General features: G+C 63.9%; 12 protein-coding genes. 5 read left to right on the top strand and 7 right to left on the bottom strand.

Features of this window, described 5'->3' with window-relative positions; translation table 11 throughout:
* Positions 1 to 36 precede the first annotated feature (36 nt).
* Together NCG93_RS08110 and NCG93_RS08115 are read right to left on the bottom strand one after the other, a co-directional pair.
* The gene (locus tag NCG93_RS08110) at positions 37 to 1,422 is read right to left on the bottom strand and encodes a UDP-glucose dehydrogenase family protein (protein WP_194414475.1); all 1,386 of its coding nucleotides are present in this window, start codon (positions 1,420 to 1,422) and stop codon (positions 37 to 39) included.
* 164 nt (positions 1,423 to 1,586) lie between these two features.
* Entirely contained in the window at positions 1,587 to 1,724 is a 138-nt protein-coding gene (locus NCG93_RS08115) for a hypothetical protein (RefSeq protein WP_194414474.1), read from the bottom strand.
* Between the two features lie 110 nt (positions 1,725 to 1,834).
* Here NCG93_RS08115 and NCG93_RS08120 point away from each other — a divergent pair, with 110 nt between their 5' ends.
* The 5 genes from NCG93_RS08120 to NCG93_RS08140 all read left to right on the top strand — a co-directional run bounded on the left by NCG93_RS08120 (position 1,835) and on the right by NCG93_RS08140 (position 7,217).
* Positions 1,835 to 2,692: a universal stress protein gene (locus NCG93_RS08120; protein WP_194414473.1), complete on the top strand. Its 858-nt coding sequence runs from the start codon at positions 1,835 to 1,837 to the stop codon at positions 2,690 to 2,692.
* A 149-nt stretch (positions 2,693 to 2,841) separates the two neighbouring features.
* Positions 2,842 to 3,660, top strand: coding sequence for a glycosyltransferase family protein (locus tag NCG93_RS08125; protein WP_194414472.1), 819 nt, complete (start codon positions 2,842 to 2,844; stop codon positions 3,658 to 3,660).
* 117 nt (positions 3,661 to 3,777) lie between these two features.
* Positions 3,778 to 4,833, top strand: coding sequence for a polysaccharide pyruvyl transferase family protein (locus tag NCG93_RS08130; protein WP_194414471.1), 1,056 nt, complete (start codon positions 3,778 to 3,780; stop codon positions 4,831 to 4,833).
* A gap of 86 nt (positions 4,834 to 4,919) precedes the next feature.
* Positions 4,920 to 5,705 (top strand): glycosyltransferase family 2 protein, encoded by a 786-nt coding sequence (locus NCG93_RS08135; protein ID WP_194414470.1) that lies wholly within the window; start codon positions 4,920 to 4,922, stop codon positions 5,703 to 5,705.
* A 39-nt stretch (positions 5,706 to 5,744) separates the two neighbouring features.
* A complete protein-coding gene (locus NCG93_RS08140; RefSeq protein WP_194414469.1) occupies positions 5,745 to 7,217 on the top strand; it encodes a lipopolysaccharide biosynthesis protein in 1,473 nt (490 codons plus the stop codon).
* Positions 7,218 to 7,230: 13 nt separating this feature from the next.
* Here the strand turns inward: NCG93_RS08140 and NCG93_RS08145 are convergent, their stop codons facing one another.
* The 5 genes from NCG93_RS08145 to NCG93_RS08165 all read right to left on the bottom strand — a co-directional run bounded on the left by NCG93_RS08145 (position 7,231) and on the right by NCG93_RS08165 (position 13,034).
* Positions 7,231 to 8,307 carry a glycosyltransferase family 4 protein gene (locus NCG93_RS08145; RefSeq protein ID WP_206687627.1) on the bottom strand — a complete coding sequence of 359 codons (1,077 nt, stop codon included), beginning with the start codon at positions 8,305 to 8,307 and terminating at the stop codon, positions 7,231 to 7,233.
* Positions 8,304 to 9,101: a glycosyltransferase family protein gene (locus NCG93_RS08150; protein ID WP_194414467.1), complete on the bottom strand. Its 798-nt coding sequence runs from the start codon at positions 9,099 to 9,101 to the stop codon at positions 8,304 to 8,306. The genes NCG93_RS08145 and NCG93_RS08150 overlap by 4 nt, the downstream gene beginning before the upstream one ends.
* A 287-nt stretch (positions 9,102 to 9,388) precedes the next feature.
* Complete coding sequence (locus NCG93_RS08155) at positions 9,389 to 10,744, bottom strand: hypothetical protein (protein ID WP_194414466.1); 1,356 nt, start codon at positions 10,742 to 10,744, stop codon at positions 9,389 to 9,391.
* Between the two features lie 38 nt (positions 10,745 to 10,782).
* Positions 10,783 to 11,937, bottom strand: a complete 1,155-nt coding sequence (locus NCG93_RS08160; protein ID WP_194414465.1) for a glycosyltransferase family 4 protein — start codon at positions 11,935 to 11,937, stop codon at positions 10,783 to 10,785.
* On the bottom strand, positions 11,934 to 13,034 hold the full coding sequence (locus NCG93_RS08165) for a glycosyltransferase (protein ID WP_194414464.1): 1,101 nt from the start codon (positions 13,032 to 13,034) through the stop codon (positions 11,934 to 11,936). The genes NCG93_RS08160 and NCG93_RS08165 overlap by 4 nt, the downstream gene beginning before the upstream one ends.

Below are 13,034 nucleotides of genomic sequence, written 5' to 3' on the forward strand. Positions count from 1 at the left end.
CGGTGTTGCCCCGCCGCGTGGGCGAGATCGCGATGGTCAGGGGCGGCCCATGCCGTAGTAGGTCCAGCCGGCGGCGCGCCAGGCGGCGGCGTCCAGGCCGTTGCGCCCGTCCACGACGATGCGACCGGTGGTGAGGCTGGAGGCGTGCTCGGGGTCGAGTTCGCGACGGTATTCGTCCCACTCTGTGACGAGTATGACGGCGTCGGCGTCGCGGATGGCGTCGTCGCGGTCTTCGATGTAGGTCAGCTGCGGATGCAGGCGACGGGCGTTCTCGATCGCGGCTGGGTCGGTGACGATCACGTCCGCCCCGAGTCCGCGCAGGCGCACAGCGACGTCGAGCGCGGGGGAGTCGCGGATGTCGTCGCTGAAGGGCTTGAAGGCCGCGCCGAGCACGGCGACACGCTTCTCGAACACCGAACCGTCGAAGGCCTGCAGGACGAGATCCACCGCGCGGTCGCGCCGGCGCAGGTTGATCGCGTCGACTTCGCGGAGGAAGGCGACGGATTCACCGCGGCCCAGCTCTTCGGCACGAGCCGAGAAGGCGCGGATGTCTTTCGGGAGGCAACCCCCGCCGAAGCCGATGCCGGCGCCGAGGAAGCGGCGGCCGATACGCGCGTCATGGCCGATGGCGTCGGCGAGCTGGGTGACGTCGGCGCCGGTGACCTCGGCGATCTCCGCCATCGCGTTGATGAACGAGATCTTGGTCGCGAGGAACGCGTTGGCTGCGACCTTGACGAGTTCGGCAGTCGCCCAGTCGGTGACGATGAAGGGCGTACCGGCGGCGACGGCGGGGTGGTACACCTCGCGGAGCACCTGGGCGGGATCGGTCGCCTGGCCGCTGTCGGTCGGGGCGCCGCTTCCGGTCGCTGAGCCGCTTCCGGTCGCTGAGCCGCTTCCGGTCGCTGAGCCTGTCGAAGCGCCGACACCGACCACGAGCCGGTCGGGTTCGATGGTGTCTTTCACCGCCCATCCCTCGCGCAGGAACTCGGGGTTCCAGACGAGGATCGCGCCGGTCGCTTCGATCCGAGGCGCGAGCTCTGCCGCGGTGCCGACGGGAACCGTCGACTTGCCGGCGACGATGTCGCCGGGCCGCAGATACGGCAGGAGTGAGTCGACCGCACCGTTGACATACGTGAGGTCTGCCGCGTAGCCGCCCTGCTGCTGCGGGGTGCCGACGGCGACGAAGTGCACTGCGGAACCGGCAGCCGCCGCCATATCGGTCGTGAACGTGAGGCGCCCTGACTCGACGCCGGCGGCGAGCAGTTCTTCGAGGTCGGGCTCGAAGAACGGCGCCTCACCGCGGGACAGCGCCTCGATCTTGCGCGGGTCGACGTCGATGCCCACGACCTCGTGCCCGATAGATGCCATCGCGGCCGCGTGGACCGCACCCAGGTATCCGCATCCGATGACGGTCAGGCGCATTGTTCCTCCGAAGTCTGTCGCGACGATGATCGCGCTCCTTCCTATCAGAGTCGCGTTGCACCAGTTCGCCTGCGTCGTTACACGACCGACCACACTGCGCTCAGCGACGGATGCGGTGTTGCTCGCGTGGCCATCCGGCGAGAGGGCGGGTGGGCTGCTCGCCGCTACGCGAACCGGAGGGCGAGCACCGCCAGCGCGCCGACCGCGAGGACGCCGAGCACGAGCAACAGGTAGCCCCACCATCTCATGCCCGGCGCTGTGACCTTGCGACTGCGCTTGCGCTTTCTCGATCCGCTCGCCATGCGGCCACGATAGGCATGCCTCTGTTTCGCGCAGGTGAACTTCGCAGAACTCACGGCACTTTCATCACGCACCATCGCCTCGCTAGCCTCGAGAGGTCGGAGGAGGAGCCATGGTGGGGGATGCGATCGTCGTCGGCGTGACGGATCGGCCGGTGTCGCAGCGGGCTACGGATTGGGCCGCGGACCGAGCGGCCGCCACGGGCCGCGGGCTGGAGCTGCTGTCGGTGGTGGGGGGCGCGACGGGCGCCGTCGGCGAGGACGAGGTCCTGCAACGCGCAAAGGCGAGTGCTCAGGCGTTGGCCGATGCCGAGGTCGTGCGTCTGAGCGGCAAGGGCCTCACCGTGCGCGCGAGCGTCTCACACGGCAATCCCACTGAGGTTCTGATCGAGCAGTCGAAGGATGCCGCACTGCTCGTCATCGGCAGCGACATCCGTGGCGACGATCATGAGAAGAAGCGTGGCCCGCACGGCCGACGCATCGTCGCAGGAGCGCACTGTCCCGTGGTCGTGGTGCCCGACATCGACACGTCGGACCGCCGTGGGGTCGTGGTGGGCGTGGACGGGTCGGATGTCTCGCAACGCGCGCTGGAGTTCGCCGCCGCCGAGGCTGCGGCGTCGGGCGACACGCTGACGGCAGTGTCGGCGTGGATCCCGGTGAGCGTCGGTACCGACTACGCGATAGGAGGAGTGTCGGACTACCCCGACCTCTACCTGACGGACCTCCAGCAACAGACCGAGCGCGCGCTCGACGAACTCCTGACCGATGTGCGGGCCGCCCATCCGGAACTGCCTATCGGGACGTACGTCGCGGAGGGGGATCCGGGCTACGTCATCAACGAGGCAGCCGCTACTGCGCGGCTTGCGGTCGTCGGCACTCATGGACGCACCGGGATCGCGCGGTTGCTTCTCGGCTCGGTGAGCGAGCATGTGCTGGCGGAGTTGGTGACCGTGACCGCCGTCACGCGGTGAAACCTCGCGTTTCCCCGACGAGTGGTGCGGGGTAGGATCTGTCGAAAATGCGCATCAATGTCGCGGCGCCCTACCGACCATCGAATGGTGGGATCTGCCGATAGATGTGCGACCGATTTCGGTCGCTTGTTCAGACGAGGATGATGCGAGTGGTCGATCTGCGTGGCGTTGATCTGTTCAATTGGAACCCGAGCCGCCCGATCATGCGGGGGCCAGTCGGCCGGCTATTGCCCTTTCGGCGGCCAGTCAACAACTTCGGCGACATGCTCGGGCCCGTCGTTGCCACAGAGCTCGCCCCGAGCCACCGCGTAGCCGCGCAACCGATCCGACTTCTTTCGGTCGGAAGCGTGCTCCACTTCGCTCGCGATGGCGACGTGGTGTGGGGCTCGGGGATCAACGGCAAGGTCAACGAGCCACTAGCGGCGAGCGTCCTGGATGTGAGGGCGGTGCGCGGGCCGCTCACGGCACGCGTGCTCACGCAACGAGGCATATCGGTGCCGAGCGATGCGTTTGGCGACCCCGGAGCTCTCGCGCCGGCACTTTTCGGCGTTGAGCGGTCACCACAGCCGCGCCTCGAGCTGACGAGCCTGCCCAATCTCCACGACTATCGACTCTGGGCGGATGCGCCCGGTCTCATTAGCCCGCGACTGGACTACCTCACTGTGTTGCGGACCATTGCGGATTCGAAGCGGATCGTGACTTCGTCGCTCCACGGCATCATCATCGCCGATGCGCTCGGCATCGACGTGTCGCTCGTCCGCCCAACCGCGGAGTCGATGTTCAAGTACGAGGACTACTACGAGGGGACCGGTCGACGTCTGCCGAGCTTCAGTACGGACCGTGAGCGATCGCTCGAGTCGATCGCGCCGAAATCGGCTTGGGACCCGACGGACCTGGTCAACTCTTTCCCACGTGATCTGTGGTCACTGGATCCCTCGGAAGAAGCGGCGCGGTCGGGTGTGACATGAGGGCATGCCCTAGAGTGAATCCGGGCTTCGGGCAACGTCGGCATAGCCGTCCGGCGTTGCCTGACTGCGCTCGACCTGGGGAGCTCGTGTTGGCAACCGCCGTCAGGAAGGGCAACCGTGCTGTCTCCGGAAGATAATGAGCATCTGCAGGCGCTACGCACCACGACGTTGAGTGTGCTGGAGCGAGTTTTGGCGGGGGCGACCGATATTGCGCTCATCGACGCGCCGAATCAGCGCAATGTCGGCGATTCCCTCATCTGGGCGGGCGAGATCGCGTACTTCCAGAAGCTGGGACTCCGTATCCGCTACATTTGCGATCTTTGGTCATACGATCCCGCAGGCCTCCGGCGAGCGATGCCGGAGGGCGTGGTCCTGTTCCACGGTGGCGGCAACTTCGGAGACCTCTGGCCGGGGCATCAGATTCTCCGCGAGAAGGTGGCGCGCGACTTGACGGACTACCGGGTCGTGCAGCTTCCGCAATCGATTTATTTCGCGGACGATGCTCGCGCTGCCGAAGCGAACGCGATCCTGGGGGGCCATCCCGACTTCCATGTGCTCATCCGTGACTCTCTGTCGATCACTCGCGCCGCGGAGCAGCTCCCGGACGTGACGATCTCGTTCTGCCCTGACATGGCGCTTGGATGGACTGCCCCCGCCAGCACCTCCGACGCGGCGGCAGCCTCCGACCGGGTGGTCGTGATCGCGCGCGCAGACAAAGAAGCATCGTCGGGCTTGGACACGGTAGATGCCGCTTGGCTCCCCGGGCGGGAGACCCACGTCACGGACTGGGCGGAACTGAGCGCTGTATCGCGTAGATGGCGGTTCTATCGAAATCTGTCGCTCTGCACACGGTTCTACGCGAAGGTTCGTAAGAGGATCCGCTTCCTCCCGGTCCGCTTGCCGAATCGGTTCGCACAGTGGGTGATCACCGGTATCAACGATGTGAACGTATCCAACGCGGTCCACTTGTATGACGGCTCGCGCGCCGTCGTGACGGATCGACTGCACGCGCACATCCTCGCGGTCCTCATGGGAATCCCCCACGTCGTGCTCGACAACAACTACCAGAAGGTAAGTCAGATCATGCGCGACTATTCTGGCGGCTTCTCGACCGTCGGCTACGCGGATGATCTGACCGAGGCGCGGTCGCTGGCGATGGCGGTGAAGGTGTGATCGCGTTCGTAACTTCGCTGCGACACCCGCAGAACTCGGCAGACTATGACCGCGTCGAGTCGCTGCTGCAAGAGACTCTGGCCTCGGTGACGAACCAGGACCTCGATGACTATGTCGTCATCGTCGTCGGGAACAAGCGACCCGTCTTCGCTTTGCCACCTCGCGTCTATTTCGTCGAAGTGGACTTTCCCGCTCCTGCCCCACCGAGTGGGCCGCAGACCGACCTCAACTCATTTGTCTGGGACAAGGGGACGAAGATCGGCGCGGGGCTATTGCGGGCGCGTGACTTCACTCCTGACTATGTGATGATCTTCGACGCCGATGACTACGTGAGTCGCCGAATCGCCGACCATGCGGCACTCCATGACGGCCAGCCGGGGTGGGTTGTCGAGCGCGGCTGGATCTACTCACATGCGACCGGCGTGTATCGCGCGGTCGGGGACTTCCATCGCACGTGCGGTACGTGTCACATCGTTCGATGGGACGCGTACGAAGTCCCGGAAGGTCTCGCTGTTAGCGCGACCCAGTCAGAGATCGCTGACGCATTCGGCGATCGACTGAGTCGCATTCTGGGAGCGCATCGTAACGCGCGCACATGGTTGGCGGAGCAGGGATGGCAACTGGAGCCGCTCCCGTTCAAGGGTGCGGTGTACAACGTCGACACGGGCGAGAACCACTCCGGAAAAGGGCTGTCGGGCCTATCGTGGCCTGCCAGCGCGCGGTTCACCCATGAGTTCGGAGTTGTGCCGCCACGCCGCATGCGCGATCGGGTGATCGCTGCCGTTGGCCCTACTGCAATCGCGGCCACCGCGCGACGTGTGCTCGGGAGGATCGTGCGTCGTCCGGAAATCGCCAGTGCTCAGCAGCCGTAGCGGTCGGCAGCAGACTGCGAAGACGAGGAGAGGCCCGGGATGAGTGACGGACTTCGAGCGCGCGCAACACGCTCGATCGGCTGGGTTGTGGTCGAACGCTGGTCTGTCCGTTTGATCTCCCTCCTGGTCCTCGTCGTCCTCTCCCGGCTACTCACACCGGCGGACTTCGGTGTCGTGGCGCTCGCGATGTCGGTTACGGCCGTGCTGCAGGTGTTCGCCGACTCAGGCTTCAGCCGGGCGCTCGTTCAGCGCAAGACACTTGGACCAGCCGATGCCTCGACGGCGTTCTGGATGTCGCTATCGGTCTCCTTGGTTCTTGCGGTCGCGTTGGTAGCCACCGCTCCGGTGATCGCTTCGGCCCTTGGTACTCCGGACCTGACACCGATCCTCCAGGTGCTGAGCGTGGCGCTACCGCTCAATGCTCTATCGCAGACTCCAGCTGCCTTGCTCGAGCGTGAACTCGACTTCAAGCCGCTTTCCGTCCGCCAGCTCGTCGGCGCCCTCTGCGGGGCGCTGGTCTCGATCCCGCTCGCTTTGATCGGATGGGGTGTCTGGGCGCTCGTGGCTCAGACGGTGGTGTCCGCGGCCGCTGCGGTCATCACGCTCTGGTCGTCCACGCCGTGGCGCCCCCGCTGGGAGTTCTCACGGAAGTCGTTCCGTGAACTCTGGTCGATCGGTGGAGCCATCCTCGGCGTCGACCTTATGGATGCGGTTCAGGCCAACATCGACAAGATCGTGATCGGCGCCCTCTTCTCCCCGACAGAGTTGGGTTACTACTTCCTGGCTCAGCGCCTCGGGACGATACTCATCGAGCTCGTGACCTCTGTGGTGGCTCGAGTTTCGCTGACGACGTTCTCGCGTGTGCAGGACGATCCGGTGCGCCTCAACCGCATCTTCCGTCAGTTGACCTTCGCGGCGTCGGCGGTGAGCGTCGGCGTCTTCGGACTCGTTGCCGCGCTTGCTCCGCAGATCATCCCCGCACTGTTCGGCCCGGGCTGGGACGCGGCGATTCCGATTCTCTGGGTGCTCGCCCCAGGGTGGGCCCTGGGGGCGGTGATGTACTTCGACCGCAGTGCCCTCCTGGCCACGGGCCATGCGGCGTCTGCTCTGTGGCTTGCGATGCTGACCAACATTGTCAGCGTCGTGATGGTCTTCCTCTTTGCTCCCTTCGGCGTCCTCGGCATCGCATTCTCGCGCCTGGCTCGGTTCATTGTGTGGCCTGTTCGCCTTGTCGTTCTTCGCCGCACGATCGGACTCCGAGTCTGGCGTTACCTTGCTCAGATCGGCCGTTGCGTACTGGCGTCCGTCATTCCGCTTGGCGCGGCTTTGCTCCTCCAGCTCACGGGCTGGGCGCACGTCCCTGCGGCTCTATGGACGTTTGCGCTACCCGTCGCCATCCTCGCGGCCACGACCTATGGTGCTCTCTTGTATCTGTTGGCTGGCGACGAGAACAGGGCGGTCATTCGTCCGTTGCTGTCTGCGCTAGTTAATCGCGTGACACGTCGGTCGTAGTCGCGCTCCTGCGTCACTTGACTGATCTTGCCACTCGATCAGCGATGCTGAGAATGTCCTTCGCGGACTGCTCCCACGAGTATTGTGCTGCGTTTGCAAAGCCGGCTTGTCTCAGTCGTGCGCGCAGCGCCGCGTCGGAATCGAGCACGGTCAATGCTTCGGCAATTTTCGAAACGTCGAGCGGATCGAAATACAGGACCGAGTCGTGCAGGACTTCCGGCAGCGACGCCGCGTGCGAGGACGCCACGGGAACTCCGCACTGTTGCGCTTCGAGTGGCGGAATGCCGAACCCCTCATATACCGAAGGAAAGATGAAGGCGCGCGCATCCTGGTACAACCGGACGAGTTCGTCGTCATCGACGCGTCCTGTGAATTGCACGCGCGTCGTGGCCGGTAGGTCGTACTTCTGAGCTACGAAACTTGAAGTCTGCTCGCCGATGATGATCAGATCCGACTCGACGGAGTCTTGGGCAACGGAGTACGCCGCCAATAGCCGCCGGAAGTTCTTGTGTTCGTTCGGCGACGATACAGCCAGGAAGTAGGGTCGCTCCGGATCCCCTGTCCCCGGGCGGAAACGATCATCGGCAGCATTCGACACCACCGAGATCTTTTCGGCGTCGATCCCATAGTGCGAAGCGATCTCCTGCCGCGAGAACTCACTCACGGTGATGACCGCCTGGCTGGACGCGAGCATACGAGGGACTATCACTCGGTAGAGAAGTCGAAACGATCGGGAGAAGCTTGTCGGGAATCGGACATAAGTGATGTCGTGGTGCGTGCTTACCTGACGTCGATACCGCATCGGCGACGTGCTGGCGAGGTTGAGCAGAAGTGGACTGCCCTGCTGAGCCAGATATCGCGGAAGCTCAATCTGCTCCCATGCATGGCCACGCAGTCGGCCCACCCGGATTACATGGTCCTCGTCCAGCCACTTCGGAACCGTCGCATCGACGGGGACGACCACCGTGACGCCGTCACGGAGACCCGCGATTTGGCGGAGAGATTGCTCGGCGAACCGCTGGACACCGGTTGCCGGCTGAGAGAAGAAGCGGCCGTTGACGACGAGTTGGCTGGCGGCGGTCGCGGTCAACGTCTGCCTGCTTTCGCCAAAGACACTGCCTCGTGGTACATCTGTTCGAGCAACCGTGCGAGGGTCCCCCATTCGCGCGAAGCCATGTCGACTTCGGGCTCTCGCTTAGCGCCCCGTACGCGCTCCAGAGCAGATCGAAGAGCCTCGCCGGTCAGCTGACCGGCGTAAGTCACGACCCACTGAGGCCCGAACTCCTGGACAAGGAGCGCTGTGGCTTCTGACAGCGGCACGATGATTGGGCGATTAAGCGACAAGGCCAGGAGCGCTGCGCCAGAGTTGTGCATCGACCGGTAGGGAAGCACGACGGTTTCGGACGCAGCTATCTCGTCCACCAGTTCGGCGTCATCAAGAAATCGAAGATCGAGATGAATGTCAGCGCTCTCTTGTGCGGCCTGGCTGATCTCGATGCGGTCCTGTGCCGTCGCGGGCTTGCCGCACACGTGCAGTTGAAAGTCGGGTTGCGGCAGTTGTCCGAAGGCCTCGATCAATGTGTTGGTGCCCTTGTATGCACGTTGAAGGCCGAACGTCAGAAGCCTGCCTCGCGTACTTGCCCCGACGCGGGGAGCGTCATACCAGTCGCGGTAGTGCCCGTGGGGCAGGAGGCGAGTGCGTGAGGGGACCGGCGTTTGGGTCGCCGAATTGAGGACAATCCAGAGCGTGGTCGCGGAATCCAGCGCAGCCAGAACGCGTCGCTCCAAGGCCGGGCCTGATTCGTGAGGAGCAACGTTGTGGACGGTCCGCACCAGCGCCGAACGTGACGCCCGCACGCGGAGAATGAAGAGCCACAGCAGCAAACACTTGATTGTGCTGACGAGAGCTGACCGATGCCGAGCCATGTATTCCGGCCAGTGAAAGTGGACAACATCGAAAGGGCGCCAGAATGCCGTGGTCCATCGGAAGTACTCGGTCCGAATTGCCGTACCATCCAACGAATCGACGAGCAGAGATGTGTAGGGATTCTCAACGGGGCCCGGGTATCGAGCCGGGTCCGGCAAGACCTGCAGCACGGTGAGCTTTCGCGTTGAGACCGGCATATCCGCCTTCGCTAGGGGTGAATCTGATGTGTTCGTCGGCTGCTGTGTCATCGCGCGCGCAGGCCATCTCTGGTGGGCCGTGGCCGTGCTCCGACGCGGGTTCCGACCCGCCGAGAACGAGTTGCTCGGCGAGGGTATGTGAGCCACAGAACACCGAGCCCGAGCACGATCACCAGGAATCGTGTGGAACTGAAGTAGTAGATCCTTGTCAATTCCAGAATCCCGACCGCGATTACGCAGTAGATCAGCATGCCCGGAATACCTCCCCGGCGAACCTGACCGGCGATGACGACGACGGTGACCGCGAGCACGCAGAGGAACACCGCGCCGCCCCATACCCCTAGTGAAGCGAGCGGAACGGCCAGCCCGGAGATGTTGTTGAACTCGGGGTTCGATGACTGTTCGAGCAGCTGCTCATATTGACGGAACCTACTCGAACCCGAGACGAGCGGCAGCTCACTGATGCCGGGGATCAGCGATGCGAAGTTCAGGTCGGGCGGCGCTGCTTCACCAAACAGGACGCCATTGTTCACTGCCGTCGCGTAGTAACCGAGCAGTCGATTCCAGGAGAAGCTGACGATGTCTCCATCTCCGCGTGCGGCGTAATAGTTCGCCCAGGAACGGTTGTACTCGAGAATCGCGAAGAAGATCAGCAGGGCGCCCCATGCGAGCACGAACGTCGCGATGGTTCTAGGAACGGTGGCCACCAGGCGTGGGGCGCGGTCCCGCAGGATGAGCGAAGCGATGAGGGTGCTTGCGACGAGTTCAACGATCGCGAGCCGCTCGCTGAAAAAGAATGCTCGAAAAACCGCCAGGGCGAACAGCGCAGTCAGAAGCGGATAACCCGATCGAGCCGATGTGCGCCTACGCAGGATGATCAATGGTCCGAGGAGAACTCCGAGATGCATCCAAGTCGTGATCCCCGACACCGGTGCAAGTAGACGATTCTTGATGGTGCTCATGACACCGAACTCACCGTTGAGCGCGCTGATCAAAACGCTCGGAGTCAGCCCTCGAGCGACTCCCAAGAGAATCCAGGCTCCGTATGCGGCGAAGGTGATGGTGGCGATGATGATGACCGCGTGATTGATCCAACTCACCTGAGCGCTAGTCAGCGTGACTCGCGTGCTGCCGACATACAGCGGGGCCGCAAGCGCGAACACCAAGGCGATGACGAGCGTCACGAGGACGATCGCCAGGGCGAAGTCGCTCGTCAAGAACGACGGTTGGCCCCACATTTGTCGAAAGTCCTGGTCGGGGATCGCCAGCGATCCCACCAATGCCGGGACGGGAATCATCAAGAGAAGTCCAAGCGGAGACCACGCCCAGTGCATCAGCATGCTGATGCTGGTGCTCGAATGTTCTCCGCCGGTCGCTTCGATCGAGCTGAGGGGTGCGGCCACGCCCGCGCGTCGCCCCGGGCGATACCGCACTGCAGTCCTCATGCTCTTAGCATCTCTTCCGACAGCTGGGTAATGGCGGTATCGAACGCGGATGCCAACACCCGATCGTTCATGGACTCACCGAAGGTGCCGGCATGGGCCGCGAGGCGCGCGGCCTCTTCCGGGTCGTGGATGCACCGTTCGAGCGTGGCGGCAAGAGAAGCGGCATCGCCGGGTTCGAATGTGAGCCCGTTCACACCGTCGGTCACCTGCTCAATCGCACCACCGTGATTGGAGATGATGGTGACGCATCCGTGCGTGATCGCTTGCGCGACGACCTGCCCGAAGGGCTCCGGGTGGCGAGATGGGACCACGACGATGTCCGTGGTCCGAAGCCGGGTTGGCACGTCGTCGATGTGTCCGTGGAACGTGGTGGGCACGCGGCCTTGGGCAGCCTTCGCCTCGAGTTCGTCCGCGAACGCCGCATCCGCGAAAAACTGCCCGCCGTAGATGTCCAGCCTCAGATCTGTTCCCGGGTTGGCTTTCGCGACCAACTCGACGGCGTCGATCAGCGTGTCGATGCCCTTCCATCGATCCAGCCTGCTGAAAGACGCGATCCTGATGGCGTGCTGACCGCTCAGAGGGGCGACCCGTCCCTGCGAATCGGACGTATCCACCCCAGAAAGCGGGTACGCGACTCGTGCGGGCCTGGAGGCGAGAATGGGGGGGAGCGTTCCTCGAGTCCATTCGCTGTTAGCCAAGTAGCCGGCAAACCGGCGGAGGACGACGTTGGTGTCGAACCAGCGCTTGAGGCGCGTCGAGTCAGGTGGTGCGGCTTCGGTTCGCAGGTAATTGACCATCCCTCGACTCGGCACTCCACTGAGGGCGAGGGCAAGGGCCGCGTAACCGCTGTTCGCAATCACGATGGTGTTGCTGTCGTGACTCTTCAGGATGGCGCGGAGACGTGGGATCGAACGAAGGAGAAGACGGCGAGAGTAAGGTTCGTTCGGAAACACGACTGTGGTCTCCACGCCCTTGTCTTGCAGCTGACCCGTGACAGGACCGCCAGCGACGAAGACCACCTTGCGTTTGTGCGAGCTGGGCTGTCCAAGATAGCGCTGCAAGCCCAGCTGTCCGCCTCCGGGTTGCCCACTGTGGTCGACGAAGACGAGGTTGAGGCTGGGTGCAGCCTGCTGGTCCTGGCTGTGAGTCATGTTTCTACTGCCTCTGCACCTCTAGCGGCGGACACATCTCGCCCACGATCGCTCAACCAGCGTCCGGATCCCGGCTCCCCAGAGAACCGCTCGAGCAGCGAACGCATCGCGGAGACCTGCGACTGGCGATTCATGGACGCGCGCAATGCTCGGGTCCCCCGCACCGCGAGGTCGTACACAGGTCCGCGATCCAATACCGACAAGATCATCTCGGCGGCCTCGCCGGCGGACCCTGCCGCAACGAGGCCGATTCCGTCGAACGGAGAAATCGCGCGGACGACAATGGGATGCTCGAACGAACCTGCATCGAGGACGCTGAGCGGGAAACCCTCATAGATGGCGGAGTGATAGTACACCGAGGCTTGGCTGAGAAGATCGATGAGAGCATCGCGGGAGAGCCAGCCGGTGACGGCGATCTGAGCTTGCTGCAGCCGCCTTGTGAGCTCGGGATCACCCTCACCGGCCCAGACGAATTCCACATCCGGCCGAGACTGCCGGACAAGATGCGACACTTCGATGAAGTGCCCCGGGTCCTTCTGAGGCGAGATGCGGCCGATCATCAGAACGCGTCGGCCCGGATCGAAACCGGTCGTGTTGCCGCCGTCGTCGGGGGTGACCGTGGGTGAGTTCGGGACGATGTGGGTCACTGCCGCCGAGTCGAGCGACCGGGCGAGTGATTCTTCATGGGGCGTGAGCGCGAGTGTCACCCTGGAGCGCTGCGTCAATCTGGCTTCTGCAAACCGATAGATCGCTCGTCGGATGCGCGACTCACTCGTGTCCTCAAACTTGTACGCGTGCGGTGCGTATGCGACGGGAGCGTCAAGGCGCCGCGCACGGGCATAAACGCCCGCCCAACTCGAGTGCGCAATGACAAGGTCTGGTCGCAGATTCTCGACCTGAGCGTCAACGGCCTTTGCGCGGCGGAAGAGCCCGGTAGGCATTCGCGAAGCGGATGCGAAAGCATGCTCCCCTGTAGGCGACTCTTCCCCCTCCCAGAGCAGGTGATGCTCATGCTCCGGGGTCAGCTTCGCCCACAACTGCACCGCCCGTCCGACGCCGGCGCCATAGCACTCCACAACGTGCAGAATCTTCGTCAT

The sequence above is a fragment of the Microbacterium yannicii genome, from assembly GCF_024055635.1.
GTDB classification, from domain to species: Bacteria; Actinomycetota; Actinomycetes; order Actinomycetales; family Microbacteriaceae; genus Microbacterium; species Microbacterium yannicii.